Source organism: Enterobacter cloacae complex sp. ESBL7 (assembly GCF_041679625.1).
In the GTDB taxonomy this organism is placed as follows: Bacteria; Pseudomonadota; Gammaproteobacteria; order Enterobacterales; family Enterobacteriaceae; genus Enterobacter; species Enterobacter asburiae_B.
The window spans coordinates 1,177,188-1,193,577 of sequence record NZ_JBGORN010000001.1 but is presented as its reverse complement, the minus strand read 5'-3'; the positions used below and the strand labels follow the sequence as shown (position 1 = coordinate 1,193,577).

The window sequence follows — 16,390 nt, the reverse complement described above, 5'->3', positions numbered from 1 at the left end:
GTTAGCCCAGCAGCTGGTGAATGCGCTTAAGCCCCGCCACCAGCCTGTCGACCTCTTCCGTTGTGTTGTACATCACCAGCGACGCGCGGCACATTGCCGGCACCTGGTAAAACGCCATCAGCGGCATGGCGCAGTGGTGCCCGGTACGGACCGCCACGCCGTAGTTATCGAGGAAACTGCCCACGTCATAGGCGTGATGTTTCCCGAGATTGAACGCGATCACCCCTTGCCGGTCTGCAGGCCCGTAGAGGGTCAAATCCGGCACGCTGGCAAGCTCCGCAAGCGCATAGTGCATCAGCAGCTGTTCGTACTCATGAATGCTCTGAAGGCCGATTGCGGAGACGTAGGAGACCGCCGCCCCCAGCCCGATAATCCCGCCGGTATTGGGCGTGCCCGCCTCAAAACGCCACGGCGCGCGCGCATAGGTGGTGCCTTCCGTCAGGCTAACGGTGGCGATCATCGATCCGCCCCCTTCCCACGGCGGCATCGCCTGCAGGATGTCTTCTTTCACGTACAGCACGCCAATCCCGGTCGGCCCATAGAGCTTGTGGCCTGAAAAGACGTAGAAATCGCAGTCCAGCGCCTGAACGTCAACCGCGTGGTGCATCACCGCCTGAGCGCCGTCAATCAGCACCTTCGCGCCGGCCTGGTGGGCTTTTTCGATAATCTCTGCCACCGGGTTTTCCGTCCCCAGCACGTTGGAGACCTGGGTGACCGCCACCAGCCGCGTGCGGTCATCCAGCAGTGCGTCGAACTGCTCGAGCTGCAGCGTCCCGTCAACGTTGAGCGGAATGACCCGCAATTGCGCACCAACGCGCTCGCAGAGCATCTGCCACGGCACGATATTGGCGTGGTGCTCCATCTGGGTGATGATAATATTATCCCCCGCGTGGACCTGCGCGTTGCCCCAGCTGTTAGCGACAAGGTTGATCCCTTCGGTAGTTCCGCGCACGAAGACCAGCTCTTCAGGCGATTTCGCATTGAGGAAGGCGGCAATTTGCGTGCGCACGTTTTCCATACGCTGGGTCGCCTCGGCGCTCAGGGTATGAATACCGCGATGCACGGCGGCGTAGCCGTGGCGATAAAACTCGGCTTCCGCATCCACTACCGGGTTAGGCTTCTGCGCGCTGGCCGCGCTGTCCAGATAGGCCAGAGGAAGACCGTTTACTTCACGGGTCAGAACCGGAAAATCTGCCCGTACTTTCTCGACGGGAAAACTCATGCTTCGCCTCCAGGCAGACGCTGACCGATACGCGCCAGCACCTGCTGTTTCAACTGACCATCGTTCAGCGCTTCCGTCAGTTCGGCGGCAAACGCATAGATAATCATTTTCTGCGCCGCCTGCTGGTCGATACCGCGGGAACGCAGGTAGAACATCTGCTCGTCGTCGATGCGCCCGACCGTTGCACCGTGGCTGCACTTCACGTCGTCGGCGTAGATCTCCAGCTGCGGTTTGGTGTCCACTTCCGCCAGGCGACCTAACAGCAGATTGTTGTTGGTCATCTGCCCGTCAGTTTTAATGGCGTGCTGCGCCACGTTAATCAGTCCGTTAAACACCGCGCGGCCTCTGTCGCTGACGATGGTTTTATGCAGCTGGCGGCTGTTGCAGTAGCCCTTGTTGTGCTCAAGCCAGGTGCGCGTGTCGCACACTTCAGATTTAACCGGCATCGCCAGGCTGTTGATGCGCAGCGTGGTGTTTTCACCGTTAAGCTGCGTGCTGGTGTTGTGGCGCAGCACCGACCCGCCGAGCAGGAAGCTGTGGCTGTACGCCGCGGCATCCTGACCCAGCACAATGTCGTTATGGGCAAAGTGGTGGCTCTGCGCATTCTCAAACGCCAGCTTGACGTGGTGAAGCTGGGCATTGGCGGCAACGTTCATCGTCAAACGCGATCCGGTAAAGTGGCGCGTCTCGTTGAGGCTGACGTAATGTTCGATTACCGTGGCCTCCGCCCCCTCCGCCAGCTCAAGATGGTGGCGATAGTGCGCGGTGTTGATTTCGTCGCCGTCCAGCCCCTGGGTGATGTGCATCAGCAGCAGCGGTTTTGCCGGACGCTGGTTACGCTTCACGGAGATATGCGTCACGCTGCGGGCCAGGCTCTCGGTCAGGTGCAGGAACACCTCAGGCTGAACCGGGGCGCTGAGGGGCTGGCGATCGTCGTTTATCTCAATCTCAAACCCGCTCCCCTGAAGGGCGTCGCTCAGTTCCGAACAGAACTCACCGTCGACAAACACCAGGCGCACGGCATCCACGTTTACCGCCAGCGCGTCACGCTGCGCCGGGGTGAGATCCGCCAGACGGGTCACGAACTCGGCGTTCAGCAGGCCATCAAGCGGGGTGTACTTCCAGTTCTCATTCTTACGCGTCGGCAGGCCGAGACGCAGCATCTGCTGCAGATGCTGCTGCGCCTGCTCAGAGCGCGTGCCGCCCTGGGCTTCAAACAGCCGGTGCCACTGCTGGAGCGCATTACTGCTGTTCGGTAAGCCAGCCATAGCCCTGCTCCTCCAGTTGTTTAACCAGCGTGAAATCACCGGATTTCACAATGCGCCCCTGGTAAAGCACGTGGACGTAATCCGGCTTGATGTAGTCCAGAATGCGCTGGTAATGAGTGACGATAATGAACGAACGCTTGCCGTCGCGCAGGGAGTTCACCCCGTCAGCGACAATCTTCAGGGCGTCGATATCCAGGCCGGAGTCGGTTTCATCCAGAATGCACAGCTCGGGCTCCAGCACCGCCATCTGCAGGATGTCGTTACGCTTTTTCTCGCCGCCGGAAAAGCCAACGTTAACCGAACGGGTCAGCAGATCTTCCGGCATTTTCAGCAGCTTGATCTTCTCTTCCATCAGGTCCTGGAAGTCGAAGCGGTCCAGCGCCTCCAGGCCGCGATACTTTCGCACCGCATTCAGCGCCGTCTGCAGGAAGAACTGGTTGCTGACGCCCGGAATTTCGACCGGGTACTGGAAGGCCATGAAGATACCCTCTCCCGCGCGGTCTTCCGGCGACATCTCAAGCAGATCTTTGCCGTTAAACTCCACCGAGCCGTGGGTTACCTCGTAATCTTCGCGCCCCGCCAGCGTCGCAGAAAGCGTACTTTTCCCGGAACCGTTCGGCCCCATGATGGCGTGAACTTCACCCGGCCTGACGTCAAAATTGAGGCCACGCAGGATGGCTTTGTCTTCTACGCTAACCTGTAAATCTTTAATGCTTAACATGTACTTTCCTTAACCGACGCTGTGTTCAAGACTAATGGCGAGGAGTTTCTGGGCTTCAACGGCAAATTCCAGCGGCAGTTCAGAGAACACGTCCTTACAGAAGCCGTTAACGATCATCGAGATGGCGTCTTCTTCGCTGATCCCGCGCTGCAGGCAGTAGAAGAGCTGATCTTCCCCAATCCGCGACGTCGTCGCCTCGTGCTCAAGCTGGGCCGTGTTGTTACGGCACTCGACGTACGGGAAGGTATGCGCCCCGCAGTCAGCGCCAATCAGCATCGAGTCACACTGGGTAAAGTTTCTCGCATTGGTGGCCGTCGGCATGATTTTCACCAGCCCGCGATAGCTGTTCTGGCTATGCCCGGCAGAGATCCCTTTCGAGATGATGGTTGATTTGGTGTTTTTACCAATGTGGATCATCTTGGTGCCGGTATCGGCCTGCTGATGGCCGCTGGTCAGCGCCACCGAGTAAAACTCGCCGATGGAGTTATCCCCGCGCAGAATGCAGCTCGGGTATTTCCAGGTGATGGCAGAGCCGGTTTCTGACTGGGTCCACGACATCTTGCTGTTTTCGCCTTCGCACAGCGCGCGCTTGGTGACGAAGTTCAGGATACCGCCGGTATTGCCGTCGCCCGGGAACCAGTTTTGCACCGTGGAGTATTTCACCTCGGCATCTTTGTGGATGATGACCTCCACCACCGCCGCGTGCAGCTGGTAGCTGTCGCGAACCGGGGCGGAGCACCCTTCGATATAGCTGACGTAGCTGCCTTCATCCGCAACCAGAATCGTGCGTTCGAACTGGCCGGTTTTTTCGGCATTGATGCGGAAATACGTCGACAGCTCCATCGGGCAGCGCACGCCTTTCGGCACATAGATAAAGGTGCCGTCAGAGGCTACCGCCGCGTTGAGCGCCGCAAAGAAGTTGTCGTTAGAGGGCACCACGGTCCCAATGTATTTTTTCACCAGTTCCGGATGATCGTGAATCGCTTCGCCGAAGGAGCAGAAGATGATCCCCTGCTCTGCCAGCTTCTCGCGGTAGGTGGTCGCCACCGAGACGGAGTCGAAAATGGCGTCCACCGCCACCTCTTTCCCCTCACGCACGGGCACGCCAAGCTGGTTAAAGGCTTCTTCCACCTCTTTGCTGAGGAAACTGTTCTCAGCACCGGTTTGCTGCACCGCGCCGGGCTGCGAGGCGCAGGTATCGTCACAGCTGCCGCAGGAGGGCGCAGAATAGTAGCTGTAGTCCTGATAGTTCAGCTTGTCGTAGTGCGCTTTCAGCCAGTGCGGTTCTTCCATCTCCAGCCAGGCGCGGAAGGCGCTCAGGCGGAACTCCAGCATCCACTCGGGCTCGTTGCGTTTCGCCGAGATCGCCCGCACGACATCTTCGTTGATGCCTTTCGCCAGCTCATCGGTCTGCAGCTGGGTGAAGAACCCCTCTTTATAATTGAGGTGCCCACCGCCCCAGGTATTTACATCACTCGTTGCTTCAGTATTACGAGACATAGTACCGCCTATACCCCAAAGCTTTCGCCGCAGCCGCATTCGTTCTGGGCTTTCGGGTTATGAAATTTGAATAACTGGTTTAAGCCTTCGCGGACGTAGTCCACTTCGGTGCCGTCAATAAACGGCATGGCCTGCAGCGCGACGTACAGTTTCGCGCCGTCAGTCTCGAACACCAGGTCATCTTTCTCGGGTTCGGTGACGGTATCGAGCACGTAGCCGAAACCCGCGCAGCCGGTCTGTTTGACGCCTAAACGCACGCCGAGGATCTCGGGATTTTTCGCCACCAGCTCGTGAATATGTGCCGCCGCCGCTGGCGTGAGCGTTAAGCCGCGCCAGGCAAAATCGGCAGGATTAAAGGTTTCTGAATGCAGTTCCATAGGTCCACCTCATCTGATAAGCCATCAGGGCATAACACCATGTTAGTGATAACGATTATCACTTCAACCCTCTGTCAGCAGGGGCATTCGGCTAAATCGCCCTTTTTGCCTACTTTTATTAAGCATAGACCCTGTGAGAGGATGCAGTCAGGATGGATGTATTTGTTCAATGCATTGATTAATAATGCATTTCATCGCGGCATTTATGACGGGGAAGAGAAAAGTAAAATATGCATCGGAAATGCCTATTTTTGAGATAGCTTTTGTTCAGAAAAGGACAAAAACTAAAAAAGGCCCTCAAGGCCTCTGATAATCAGTGATGAAATGAGACAGCAAACCCCTGTTCACGCCAGTGGTCGAGCTGTTCCTGCTGGCGAGGCGTTGGAGATTTCCCCGTCCAGACGAAGATTTTTTGCCCAGGGAACAGTTCAGGACGCGGCGAATCAATAGGTTCCGCCAGGACGTCAATGTGCCATCCCTTCTGCGATAGGCGCGCGGCTTCCAGCCACAGGTGGGTGCGGTCATCGCATTCCCAGCCAATCAGAAGCGCGTCTTTACCGGCTTTTTTGCGGGACTCCGCCAGGCTTGCAATCGCGAATTCGATCAGGACGCCGTCAAACAGGCTCGCCATGTGACGCACGGTGTTTTGATCCTGATTCATGCGCTGACGAACGGGAGAAATAATATTGTCAATCAGCGCATCTATCGCGTGATCGCGGCGGAATTCGCCCATTTTGGCGCGCAGCTTTGCCGGGCTGGCGTAACGCAGAACGGTCATCATCTCTTCCTGGAACGAGACCCAGTTGCCCTGGGTCAATACTTCTTTGTTTTCCAGCAAGGCTTTGACTTTTCCGACCGAGACGCCGCTTTTCATCAGGCGCTTGATCTCTTCTATGCGGAGGATATCTTCATCGTCAAACTGACGATGCCCCCCTTCGCTGCGCTGCGGCTTCAACAATCCATAACGGCGCTGCCAGGCACGCAGCGTAACGGGGTTGATACCGCATCGTTCGGCCACTTCGCCGATACTGTAATAGGCCATTAACTCCCTCACGCTCAGAACTTCCATACCTAACTGCACCAACCTTATCAGATTGTACACACCATTTGTATAACTAAGACCGCATTTTGCTCAGGTGAATGGGCTACTCCTCCCTTCACCTGTTAATACATTGTTGTATAAAAATTACCATTCGTACAGTTAACTCTGCCGTGATGTGTACAGCTTTATCAGAAGTCGAACTTTTTCTCCGGCCACGCAATCGCGGGAATACCGCCGTGTCGCGGGCTGGCAAAAAGATGTCCCTGAAACTGGGAAATCCCGGCGGATTCCAGCCACATCCACTCTTCAGCCTTCTCTACTCCTACCGCGCAGAACTGGATCTCAAGCGAGGAGCAGCATTTAATAATCGCCTGAATAATGGCCTGTCGGGGGCCACTTTTATGCACGTTCGCGACCAGATCGCGATTAATCTTAATTCTGTCCGGCTGGAACTGCGCCAGCAGCTGCAGCCCGGCAAAACCGGCGCCAAAGTGATCGATCGTCACGCTGATACCCGCGCTTTTTAACTGCCTGACCGAGTCCGTGAAGTCATCAAAACGGGAAATGGCTTCGCTCTCGGTGAACTCCACCACAATTTGCTCGGGTACAAACCCATTGGCTTCAATCGCGGTGAGCAGGAAATCCACGGCGTTGGGAATGTTGACCAGCGTCATCGGCCGCAGGTTGAGGGATAACGTCTGATCCTGTAGCCCCAGCGCGCTGGCCATGGAGAGCGCCACCTGCTTGCTGTGTAAATCAGAGGCGTACACCTCGTCACGCGGCAGATTAGCAAAGTAATCTCCCGGTGCGCCGCCGTCAGGCGTGCGGAGAAGCGCCTCCCAGGAGACGACCTGCTGCATAAACGGATCGACTATCGGCTGGAACGCAAAGCTGCAATCCGCCCCTTTCGCGACCACTTCGGGCTGCGCGGACAGGCGAGTTTCTTCGCGAACGAACTCCCAGGAATCCGCAGGCGGCAGTTCAAAATAGTTCGCTTTTTCCGTGGCCTCGACAAAGGTGCGGAAAAACTGCAGCGGGCGGTCGTTATACGTCAGCTGATAGCGTGTCGTCCCCCTGTTGAGCACCTGCTGCAGCACTTCTTCCCTGTCGAAGTGGCGCAAATCAAAAAGCTCCATGCCCACGTTGCCAAAACGCCGGACAGGTCCGTGATCGCGCATCAGCTCCACCACGTTATGGTGGCGCGGGTCGTTGCAGATCTGCTCATAGATAGCAGAGACGTGTTCCACTGGCCCTTCAAGCAGCTGAAAAAAATGTGTGCCGTTAAACAGCAGGATCCCCGTGACATTGGATTGCCGGTTTTTACTATTTGCTGCAGCGACCATGGCTTCCAGCGCTTTCACTGGAACGTCCTCGCAGATATGGCTGCGGTAAATGATGGTTGTGAGCATGCGATTCCTGGGGTTAGGGTTTTGGCCACAAAAAGGTGGATAAGTATCATTTATAGCACATTCATTGCCTGACAAATAATTTACATCTCAATCATTTACGGCAGTTAAGAAACATTTTTCTGCGCTGTACAACTTACCAGTGTCAGACCTTTTTGTACAATATATCCTGTAACATTACCGGTTCATACCAACTAATTAACCATCTGAAAATAAAGCAATTTATAAAATATATCATAAAAATATTAAAAATCTGTACATTTTAAGTGTACAGATTTAAGAATTGTGTATACCTTAATTGTAACGTTAGTGATTACAAAATTTTACAGGAGCGAAACATGCAGCAGAAAGGTTACGCCACAGATTCCGCAGCAGCGATCGCACAGTACTTCGAAAAGGCGGCGCTTCCTACTCAGCAGGAGACGCTGGGCCAGGTGGTTGTCGAAATCCTCAGCGACGGGCGAAACCTGAATCGCAAATCGCTCTGTACCAAACTGCTCAGCCGCCTCGAAAGGGCCGATGGTCCGGAAGAGGAAGAGCACTACCACATGCTGCTTGGTCTGCTCTTCGAACGGTAACGTGATGAATAGCAGTGACGCAGACCGACTGATCGACACGCTTATCGGTGAAGCCGTTCTCTCTCTTCTGAAAGAGCGGGGGCCAGTGACAACCGAAGGATTGCTGCAGCGTCTGCGGGTAATGAAAGAACATGAAAAGGATCCCCGGCGGCGGGAGACACTTGCGGTGGTGATTGCCGAGATCGGCTCAAACAGCATCGCCTTTACACGTCGCAGAACCGCGCAAGGACGAACGAACGGAGAGGGACCTCTCAACGATAACAGAGACAATGTAGTGCCGTTATTTGGAAGTGGAAAACCGTCCGACCCCAAAAAAATACATTGACTGCAATTTAACAGCTACGGTGAGAACAAATGAGACAAAATATTCAGCTTCAACCCGAATACCACTCTGCTTTTTTAGACAGTGCGCTGGCGGAATATTTCCGTCATGCAGGCGATCGTTTTGCTGAAGAGTCCGCTATTTTTTCTACTGCAGTACGCTGTGTTCTGGCCTCCGAAGGCCATCTGTCCAACAAAGCGATCATCCTCTGGCTCATTCAGACGCTGGAAGCGACCCGTGACGTTGTCCAGGCGGATGTGATTCGCAAGACGCTTGAAATTGTCGTGGGCTACACCATGGACGACCTGTAATTTCACGGCTCCTCATCCTGCTTTCGTGTCATCGTCAAAACTGACGAACAGCCTGACGATGACACGCGCCTTCCCCCGCTTAACACCCTGTAAAACCAGCAAAGCCAACCTGGCACGGTTCCTGCTTACCTCCGTATACGGGACTGGATTTTCCAGTCAACTTTGCTTCATTTCTTAACAGGTCTGTTATTGATGAAAAAGATCGCCAGCGTCTGCCCCTACTGCGGTGCAGGCTGTAAACTAAACCTTGTCGTTGAAAATAACCGTATCATCCGTGCCGAAGCCGCAGAAGGCGTCACAAATCAGGGCACCCTGTGTCTGAAAGGCTTTTACGGCTGGGACTTCCTCAACGATACCCGTCTGCTCACCCCGCGCCTGACCCAGCCGATGATCCGCTACCGCAAAGGCGAGGCATTCACTCCCGTTACCTGGGAAGAGGCTATCCGCTACACCGCGCACAAACTCAGCAGCATTAAAGCGCAGCACGGGCCGCGGTCGATCATGACCACCGGATCCTCTCGCGGAACCGGCAATGAAACAAACTATGTGATGCAAAAATTTGCCCGCGCGGTGCTGAACACCAACAACGTGGACTGCTGCGCGCGCGTCTGTCACGGCCCTTCCGTGGCCGGTTTACAGGAAACGCTCGGCAACGGCGCGATGAGCAACTCAATCAACGATATTGAAAACTCAAAATGCCTGCTGGTGTTTGGCTATAACTGCGCGGACTCCCACCCTATCGTCGCCCGACGCGTGCTGAAAGCGCGGGAAAATGGCGCAAAAATTATCGTCTGCGATCCGCGGCGCATTGAAACGGCGCGCATCGCCGACCAGCATCTGCAGCTGAAAAACGGCAGCAACATGGCGCTGGTAAACGCCTTTGGCTACGTGCTGCTGGAAGAGGAGCTCTACGACAAAAGCTACGTGGCGCGCTTTACCGAGGGGCTTGAGGCCTATCGCCAGACGGTGAAAGACTATGCGCCGGAGAAGGTTGAGCATCTTACCGGCATTCCCGCCCGCGACGTTCGCCAGGCGATGCGTACCTTCGCGGCGGCCCCTTCCGCCACCGTGATGTGGGGGATGGGCGTAACCCAGTTTGGTCAGGCCGTGGATGTGGTCAAAGGGCTTTCCAGCCTGGCGCTGCTGACCGGCAACCTCGGCCGCCCTGCCGTCGGCGTCGGTCCCGTGCGCGGACAAAACAACGTTCAGGGCGCCTGCGATATGGGCGTTCTGCCGAATATGTTCCCCGGCTATCAGGATGTGACCGATCCGGCGGTCAGGCAGAAGTTTGCCGATGCATGGGGAATCGACGTCAATAAAATGGACGATCGGGTCGGAACGCGCATTACCGAGGTGCCCCATCTGGCGCTGGAAGGCAAGGTCAAGGCCTACTACATCATGGGGGAAGATCCGCTTCAGACCGAAGCCGATCTCGGTCTCGTTCGCAGCGGTTTTGAGGCGCTCGACTTTGTGGTGGTTCAGGACATCTTTATGACCAAAACGGCAGAAGTGGCGGACGTTCTGCTTCCTGCCACCTCCTGGGGTGAACACGGCGGCGTCTTTACCTGTGCCGATCGCGGATTCCAGCGTTTTGGCAAAGCCATTGAGGCCAGCGGCAACGTGAAGCGCGACTGGGAGATTATCAGCCTGCTCGCCACCGAGATGGGCTACCCGATGCATTATGACTCCAACCAGCAGATCTGGGACGAGATGCGCGAGCTGTGCCCTCTCTTCTACGGCGTGACGTATGAAAAAATGGGCGAGATGGGCCACGTGCAGTGGCCGTGCCCGACGCTGGATCATCCGGGAACGCCGTACCTGTACAAAGACAATCAGTTCGACACCCCAACCGGTAAAGGCCAGCTCTTTGCCGCCCCGTGGCGCGCACCGGCGGAAACTCCGGACGCAGATTTCCCGCTTGTACTCTGTACGGTTCGTGAAGTGGGACACTACTCCTGCCGCTCGATGACCGGGAACTGCGCCGCGCTGCAAAGCCTGGCCGATGAGCCGGGCCGGGTGCAAATGAACCCTGCCGATGCGGAAAAGCTGGGCATCGCGGAGGGCCAGCTGGTCTGGGTACGCTCGCGTCGCGGCAAAGTGATTACCCGCGCCAGCATTAGCGAGCGTATCAACGCCGGGGCGGTCTACATGACCTATCAGTGGTGGATTGGCGCCTGCAACGAGCTGACCCAGGATAATCTCGATCCCATCTCCAAAACGCCGGAAACGAAGTACTGCGCGGTGCAGCTGGAGGCGATTGAGGACCAGCGCTGGGCGGAGGATTTTGCGGCGTCGGCGTATCAGTCCATGAAGTCGCGGCTGATCAACGCCGTCAATGTCTGAGGAAAATATCGGGTGGCGTCACCGCCGCCCGATACTGAATTTCAGACACAAAAAAGGCCGCACTCGCGGCCCTTTTATTCTCATGTACTCAATGGACGTGAACGCCCAACCGCCAGGCAAAGTAGATCTCTTCTTTCAGTTCATTCGAAGAGAGCGCCAGCAAATCTGTAAATTCCAGCTCAAGCTGTTTCAGCTTTTTCAGGTACTGCGCCGGAGACAGGTTGCTCTTATCGCGACGTAAATATTCAATTGCCAGCTGTGTTGGGGTTATTTCAGTATCCATGATGTCCTCGCTTATGTACAAAACCTGACCAGTATATCACAACGCACTGGCTAGTTTTTGACCAAAGGCAAAACATCTGAAAACTTTACACAACCGCCGTGGTCAGCCGCGACGAGCAGCACAGGCGATCCTGCTCATCGAGAATATCTATCTGCCACACCTGATGGCGGCTTCCGGCGTGCAGCGCGCGGCAAACACCGCGCACGCGCCCGCTGCGCACCGAGCGAATGTGGTTAGCATTCACCTCAAGTCCGACAACCTTCTGCTCCCCTTCGGTACAGAGATACCCCGCCACCGAGCCCAGCGTTTCGGCCAGCACGACGGAGGCCCCGCCGTGCAATAAACCAAACGGCTGGTGGGTGCGACTATCGACGGGCATGGTGGCCTCAATCTCATCGTCGCCAATGCGGATGAACTGGATATCCAGCAGCCCCACCATATTCCCCTCGCCCATGGCGTTCAGCGCCTGCAGCGTCACGGCACGTTTCCAGATCATCCAATTATCTCCAGTAAAGCCTGCAATGGGTGACGCACACCGTTACCTTCTACCCGTTTTACCTGGCTGCGACAGGAGTAGCCCGTCGCCAGACAGCGGTTTCGCGGCAAACGCTGCATCGCCTGATGCCAGGACAGCTCATAGATGCCGAGCGAGTTGGCGTGGTTTTTCACTTCGTGTCCGTAGGTTCCGGCCATCCCGCAGCAGCCTACGTTGACGCTCTCCAGCTTCGCACCGAAGCGGGCAAAAACGGACGCCCACTGCGCGGGGGCACCCGGCAGCGCGGTCACTTCCGTGCAGTGGCCGAAGAGATACCACGGTTCACCGCTGACATCCTGAACGGCTTTATCTGCCAGCGCCACCGGAAGCCACTCGTGCACCAGCATGACGTTGAAATCACCGCGCTTATCGCCCAGCGTCTGCTTGTATTCATCGCGATAGCAAAGCACCAGCGCCGGATCGACACCGACCATCGGTATCCCGAGTTGCGCCACGCGGTTTAAGAAGTCAGACGTTTTCTGCGCGGTCTTCGCAAATCGGTTCAGGAAACCCTTAATGTGCTGCGCCTTGCCGTTGGGAGAGAACGGCAGCACCACCGGCTGGTAACCCACCTTCTCCGCCAGACGGACGAAATCGGCCACGACCTGCGCATCGTAGTAGCTGGTGAACGGATCCTGCACCACCAGCACCATATTGCCTTTTTGCTCCGGAGTGAGCGCCTCCAGCTGTTCCAGGGTCATGTTCGCCGAACGGTGACCGACGAGCTGGCGCTGCAGAGACGGGACCGACAGCAGCGGCAGATCGACCATGCCGATGTGTTTTTCGGAGAGCTTGCGCACCAGCGGCTGGTTGATAAAGAAGTTGAAGGTCTTTGGCGCACGCGCCATCAGCGGCGCGTAGCTTTCCACCGTCGCCACCAGATGGTCGCGCACCGGGCGGAGGTATCGGGTGTGGTAAAGCTGCAGGAAACGCGAGCGGAATTCCGGCACGTCGATTTTAATCGGGCACTGGGTGGAGCAGGCTTTACAGGCCAGACAGCCGGACATCGCCTCTTTCACCTCGTGGGAGAAATCATACTCGCCCTTGTTGGCATGCCAGCTGTTGCGGGTGCGCTCAATCAGCGAGCGCAGGCTGGCCCGTTTTTCCGGCAGCTCCTGCTCCAGCTTGAGCGGATCCACCCCGCGGTCGGCCAGCAGACGCAGCCACTCGCGCACAAGCGTCGCCCGCCCTTTCGGCGAGTGAATACGGTTGCTGGTGATTTTCATCGACGGGCACATCGGGCTTTTCACATCAAAGTTAAAGCACAGGCCATTGCCGTTGCACTCCATCGCGCCGCGCCAGGACGAGCGCACCGCAATCGGGATCTGCCTGTCGTACGTGCCGCGCTTGACGGCATCCACCTGCAGCATCGGGGCATCAACACCCTCAGGCGGGCAGATTTTACCCGGGTTGAGGCGGTTATGCGGGTCGAAAGCCGCTTTCACCTTACGCAATTCCGCGTAGAGCTGTTCGCCGAAGAATGCCGGGCTGTACTCCGCGCGGAACCCTTTCCCGTGCTCCCCCCACAGCAGACCGCCGTATTTGGCGGTTAAGGCCACCACGTCGTCGGAGATCTGCTTCATCAGGATCTCCTGCTGCGGGTCGCACATGTCCAGCGCCGGACGCACGTGCAGTACCCCGGCGTCGACGTGGCCGAACATGCCATAGCTCAGGCCGTGGCTGTCCAGCAGGGCGCGAAACTCCACGATATAATCCGCCAGATGCTCGGGCGGCACGCAGGTATCTTCGGCAAAGGGAATGGGCTTCGCCGCCCCTTTCGCATTGCCGAGCAGGCCCACGGCTTTTTTACGCATCGCATAGATACGCTCAATCCCGGCCAGATCGTTACAGAGCTGCCAGCCGATCACGCCGCCTTCACCCTGCGCAATCAGCTCGTCCAGACGCTGGCAGAGCGTGGTCACCTGGCTCTCAATCAGCTCCGCATCATCGCCGGCAAATTCCACGATATTAAGACCGAGCATCTCTTTATCCGGCACGTCGGTAATGAGGTCGCTTACGGAGTGCCAGACAATATCTTCCCGGGCAAGATTGAGCACCTTAGAGTCGACGGTCTCCACCGACAGCGCCTGCGCTTTCACCATAAACGGCGCATTGCGCAGCGCGGAGTCGAAGGAGTCATATTTGACGTTCACCAGACGGCGCACCTTCGGCAACCGGGTGATATCCAGCCGCGCTTCGGTAATAAACGCCAGCGTCCCTTCGGAGCCGGTCAGCACGCGGGTTAAATCAAACTGGGTCAGGTCATCGTTGAAGACGTGACGCAGATCGTAACCGGTCAGGAAGCGGTTCAGCTTGGGGAATTTATCGAGAATAAGCTGGCGGTTGTCGCGGCAGCGTTCCAGCACGGTGCGATAGATGCGCCCGCTGGCGGTGTTGTCTTTGCCCAGCGTTTCCGCCAGTTCGACAGGCATCGGCTGGGTATCGAGGATATCGCCGCCCAGCAGCACCGCACGCACGCCCAGCACGTGATCGGAAGTTTTACCGTAGACCAGCGAGCCCTGCCCGGAGGCATCCGTGTTAATCATCCCGCCAAGGGTCGCACGGTTGCTGGTGGAGAGCTCAGGGGCAAAAAAGTAGCCGTACGGCTTGAGATACTGGTTAAGCTGATCCTTGATGACGCCCGCTTCGACCCGCACCCACCCCTCTTCCGGGTTGATCTCAATGATGCGGTTCATGTAGCGCGACATATCAACAATGATGCCCTGGTTTAGCGCCTGACCGTTGGTTCCGGTGCCGCCGCCGCGCGGCGTAAAGACCAGCGAGGCAAACCGCTCCTGCGTGGCCAGCCGGGCGATAAGCGCGACGTCGGCCGTTGAACGGGGGAAAACCACGGCATCGGGAAGAAGCTGGTAGATACTGTTATCGGTCGCCATCGTCAGCCTGTCGGCATAGTTCGTGGCGGTATCACCTGTAAAACCCTGTTGCTCCAGTGCTTGCAAAAAATTAAGCACCAGCTGAACGACGCCAGGTGCCTGAGAAATCTGTGGGATCATGACTGTCGACCCTAATTAGAGTTGTATGAAATCGTTTGCGTGTATCTTAAAAGTTTTATCACATTTTTTTCTTATAATCTCTGCTGAATTACAGGCAGAATTCGCCTGTTAAAAACCGCTGAGATCATTAATGATTAAAGAGACGCGGTTTTCCGTTCCCGCCAGTCTTACTGGCGTTCTTTTAAGGAAAGTTTCATTTATGGTCAATCTTCGCCAGCCCAGGGATGTTGCGCAAATTTTGCTGTCGGTGCTGTTTCTGGCCCTCATGATTATTGCGTGTCTGTGGATTGTTCAACCCTTTATTCTCGGCTTTGCGTGGGCTGCGACCGTTGTCGTGGCCACGTGGCCTTTGCTGCTGCGCTTGCAGAAGCTGCTGTTCGGCCGTCGCGGGCTCGCCGTGCTGGTCATTACGCTCCTGCTGTTCCTGCTGTTTATCATTCCGATTGCCCTGCTGGTAAATAGCCTGGTGGATTCCAGTGGCCCGGTTATTCGCGCCATTAGCAGCGGCGACCTGACGCTGCCGGATCTCGCCTGGCTGAACAGCATTCCGCTGGTGGGCGCCAAACTCTACAGCGGCTGGCATAGCCTGCTGGAGATGGGCGGCAGCGCGCTGATGGCAAAAGTCCGCCCGTACATTGGCACCACCACCACCTGGTTTGTCGGGCAGGCGGCGCATATCGGCCGCTTTATGATGCACTGTACCCTGATGCTGCTCTTCAGCGCCCTGCTCTACTGGCGCGGCGAGCAGGTGGCTTTAGGCGTTCGTCACTTTGCCACCCGTCTGGCGGGCAAACGCGGTGACGCTGCGGTGCTGCTGGCCGCACAGGCCGTGCGCGCGGTTGCGCTGGGCGTGGTGGTCACCGCGCTGGTGCAGGCAGTGCTGGGCGGGATCGGTCTGGCAATTTCCGGCGTACCTTACGCCACCGTGTTCACCGTGGTCATGCTGATGACCTGTCTTGCACAGCTGGGACCGCTGCTGGTGCTGGTTCCCAGCATTATCTGGCTCTACTGGACGGGCGATACCACGTGGGGAACGGTGCTGCTGGTCTGGAGCTGCGTGGTCGGCACCATGGATAACGTCATTCGTCCGATCCTCATCCGCATGGGTGCAGACCTGCCGCTGATCCTGATCCTTTCCGGGGTCATTGGCGGATTGATTGCCTTTGGCATGATTGGCCTGTTCATCGGCCCGGTGCTGCTCGCCGTCACCTGGCGTCTGTTCTCTGCCTGGGTGCATGAAATTCCGCCGCCGGGAACTGACCCGGACGTGATTTTGAGCGAACTGGAAGAGCTGGAAGAGAAGAACACGCATTAAGTTTTTTTGCCGGGTGGCGTTAACGCTCACCCGGCCTACACTCTCTCGCATGATACTTAAACACTGCTAAAGTATTTATTCGTTACTCACTGGTCAGACCCGCCTTTTCAGCAGTAAGTCTGCTATTAACCTCAAGAATTCTTTACGTCTCTT

Annotated in this window: 15 protein-coding genes; 5 read left to right on the top strand and 10 right to left on the bottom strand. The window is 56.8% G+C overall.

Going from position 1 to position 16,390, the window contains the following annotated elements; all coding sequences use genetic code 11:
- Position 1 precedes the first annotated feature (1 nt).
- The 7 genes from sufS to ACERY3_RS05935 all read right to left on the bottom strand — a co-directional run bounded on the left by sufS (position 2) and on the right by ACERY3_RS05935 (position 7,539).
- Entirely contained in the window at positions 2 to 1,222 is a 1,221-nt protein-coding gene (gene sufS / locus ACERY3_RS05965) for a cysteine desulfurase SufS (protein ID WP_373225274.1), read from the bottom strand.
- A complete protein-coding gene (gene sufD / locus ACERY3_RS05960) occupies positions 1,219 to 2,490 on the bottom strand; it encodes a Fe-S cluster assembly protein SufD (RefSeq protein ID WP_373225273.1) in 1,272 nt (423 codons plus the stop codon). Before sufD ends, sufS begins: the two co-directional genes overlap by 4 nt.
- On the bottom strand, positions 2,465 to 3,211 hold the full coding sequence (gene sufC, locus ACERY3_RS05955; RefSeq protein WP_033145303.1) for a Fe-S cluster assembly ATPase SufC: 747 nt from the start codon (positions 3,209 to 3,211) through the stop codon (positions 2,465 to 2,467). The genes sufD and sufC overlap by 26 nt, the downstream gene beginning before the upstream one ends.
- 9 nt (positions 3,212 to 3,220) lie before the next feature.
- Positions 3,221 to 4,711: a Fe-S cluster assembly protein SufB gene (gene sufB, locus ACERY3_RS05950; protein WP_039262105.1), complete on the bottom strand. Its 1,491-nt coding sequence runs from the start codon at positions 4,709 to 4,711 to the stop codon at positions 3,221 to 3,223.
- Between the two features lie 8 nt (positions 4,712 to 4,719).
- Complete coding sequence (gene sufA / locus ACERY3_RS05945; protein ID WP_058840766.1) at positions 4,720 to 5,088, bottom strand: Fe-S cluster assembly scaffold SufA; 369 nt, start codon at positions 5,086 to 5,088, stop codon at positions 4,720 to 4,722.
- A gap of 313 nt (positions 5,089 to 5,401) precedes the next feature.
- Positions 5,402 to 6,130 carry a MerR family transcriptional regulator gene (locus ACERY3_RS05940; protein ID WP_033145300.1) on the bottom strand — a complete coding sequence of 243 codons (729 nt, stop codon included), beginning with the start codon at positions 6,128 to 6,130 and terminating at the stop codon, positions 5,402 to 5,404.
- A 188-nt stretch (positions 6,131 to 6,318) separates the two neighbouring features.
- Positions 6,319 to 7,539 carry a diguanylate phosphodiesterase gene (locus ACERY3_RS05935; protein ID WP_373225272.1) on the bottom strand — a complete coding sequence of 407 codons (1,221 nt, stop codon included), beginning with the start codon at positions 7,537 to 7,539 and terminating at the stop codon, positions 6,319 to 6,321.
- A gap of 335 nt (positions 7,540 to 7,874) precedes the next feature.
- Between ACERY3_RS05935 and ycgZ the strand changes: the two genes are divergently transcribed.
- From ycgZ to fdhF, 4 genes are all read left to right on the top strand, one after another.
- Positions 7,875 to 8,114: a regulatory protein YcgZ gene (gene ycgZ / locus ACERY3_RS05930; RefSeq protein WP_029739771.1), complete on the top strand. Its 240-nt coding sequence runs from the start codon at positions 7,875 to 7,877 to the stop codon at positions 8,112 to 8,114.
- A 4-nt stretch (positions 8,115 to 8,118) separates the two neighbouring features.
- On the top strand, positions 8,119 to 8,439 hold the full coding sequence (locus ACERY3_RS05925) for a hypothetical protein (protein WP_373225270.1): 321 nt from the start codon (positions 8,119 to 8,121) through the stop codon (positions 8,437 to 8,439).
- 29 nt (positions 8,440 to 8,468) lie between these two features.
- Positions 8,469 to 8,747, top strand: a complete 279-nt coding sequence (locus ACERY3_RS05920) for a biofilm development regulator YmgB/AriR family protein (protein WP_033145298.1) — start codon at positions 8,469 to 8,471, stop codon at positions 8,745 to 8,747.
- A 192-nt stretch (positions 8,748 to 8,939) separates the two neighbouring features.
- The gene (gene fdhF, locus ACERY3_RS05915) at positions 8,940 to 11,090 is read left to right on the top strand and encodes a formate dehydrogenase subunit alpha (protein ID WP_058840768.1); all 2,151 of its coding nucleotides are present in this window, start codon (positions 8,940 to 8,942) and stop codon (positions 11,088 to 11,090) included.
- A gap of 88 nt (positions 11,091 to 11,178) precedes the next feature.
- On the opposite strand, the gene ACERY3_RS05910 is transcribed toward fdhF, so the two are convergent.
- The 3 genes from ACERY3_RS05910 to ACERY3_RS05900 form a co-directional block, all read right to left on the bottom strand.
- Positions 11,179 to 11,373 (bottom strand): YdiH family protein, encoded by a 195-nt coding sequence (locus tag ACERY3_RS05910; protein ID WP_003857766.1) that lies wholly within the window; start codon positions 11,371 to 11,373, stop codon positions 11,179 to 11,181.
- An 85-nt stretch (positions 11,374 to 11,458) separates the two neighbouring features.
- Positions 11,459 to 11,869, bottom strand: coding sequence for a 1,4-dihydroxy-2-naphthoyl-CoA hydrolase (menI, locus tag ACERY3_RS05905; RefSeq protein WP_023311321.1), 411 nt, complete (start codon positions 11,867 to 11,869; stop codon positions 11,459 to 11,461).
- Positions 11,866 to 14,922, bottom strand: coding sequence for an FAD-binding and (Fe-S)-binding domain-containing protein (locus tag ACERY3_RS05900; protein ID WP_058840769.1), 3,057 nt, complete (start codon positions 14,920 to 14,922; stop codon positions 11,866 to 11,868). The genes menI and ACERY3_RS05900 overlap by 4 nt, the downstream gene beginning before the upstream one ends.
- Before the next feature lie 199 nt (positions 14,923 to 15,121).
- Between ACERY3_RS05900 and ydiK the strand changes: the two genes are divergently transcribed.
- Positions 15,122 to 16,237: an AI-2E family transporter YdiK gene (ydiK, locus tag ACERY3_RS05895; RefSeq protein ID WP_373225268.1), complete on the top strand. Its 1,116-nt coding sequence runs from the start codon at positions 15,122 to 15,124 to the stop codon at positions 16,235 to 16,237.
- The last annotated feature ends 153 nt before the right edge of the window (positions 16,238 to 16,390 follow it).

Coding starts and splice junctions, on each gene's coding strand:
- sufS (WP_373225274.1), bottom strand. CDS start 1,222: ATGAGTTTTCCCGTCGAGAAAGTACGGGCAGATTTTCCGGTTCTGACC.
- sufD (WP_373225273.1), bottom strand. CDS start 2,490: ATGGCTGGCTTACCGAACAGCAGTAATGCGCTCCAGCAGTGGCACCGG.
- sufC (WP_033145303.1), bottom strand. CDS start 3,211: ATGTTAAGCATTAAAGATTTACAGGTTAGCGTAGAAGACAAAGCCATC.
- sufB (WP_039262105.1), bottom strand. CDS start 4,711: ATGTCTCGTAATACTGAAGCAACGAGTGATGTAAATACCTGGGGCGGT.
- sufA (WP_058840766.1), bottom strand. CDS start 5,088: ATGGAACTGCATTCAGAAACCTTTAATCCTGCCGATTTTGCCTGGCGC.
- ACERY3_RS05940 (WP_033145300.1), bottom strand. CDS start 6,130: ATGGCCTATTACAGTATCGGCGAAGTGGCCGAACGATGCGGTATCAAC.
- ACERY3_RS05935 (WP_373225272.1), bottom strand. CDS start 7,539: ATGCTCACAACCATCATTTACCGCAGCCATATCTGCGAGGACGTTCCA.
- ycgZ (WP_029739771.1), top strand. CDS start 7,875: ATGCAGCAGAAAGGTTACGCCACAGATTCCGCAGCAGCGATCGCACAG.
- ACERY3_RS05925 (WP_373225270.1), top strand. CDS start 8,119: ATGAATAGCAGTGACGCAGACCGACTGATCGACACGCTTATCGGTGAA.
- ACERY3_RS05920 (WP_033145298.1), top strand. CDS start 8,469: ATGAGACAAAATATTCAGCTTCAACCCGAATACCACTCTGCTTTTTTA.
- fdhF (WP_058840768.1), top strand. CDS start 8,940: ATGAAAAAGATCGCCAGCGTCTGCCCCTACTGCGGTGCAGGCTGTAAA.
- ACERY3_RS05910 (WP_003857766.1), bottom strand. CDS start 11,373: ATGGATACTGAAATAACCCCAACACAGCTGGCAATTGAATATTTACGT.
- menI (WP_023311321.1), bottom strand. CDS start 11,869: ATGATCTGGAAACGTGCCGTGACGCTGCAGGCGCTGAACGCCATGGGC.
- ACERY3_RS05900 (WP_058840769.1), bottom strand. CDS start 14,922: ATGATCCCACAGATTTCTCAGGCACCTGGCGTCGTTCAGCTGGTGCTT.
- ydiK (WP_373225268.1), top strand. CDS start 15,122: ATGGTCAATCTTCGCCAGCCCAGGGATGTTGCGCAAATTTTGCTGTCG.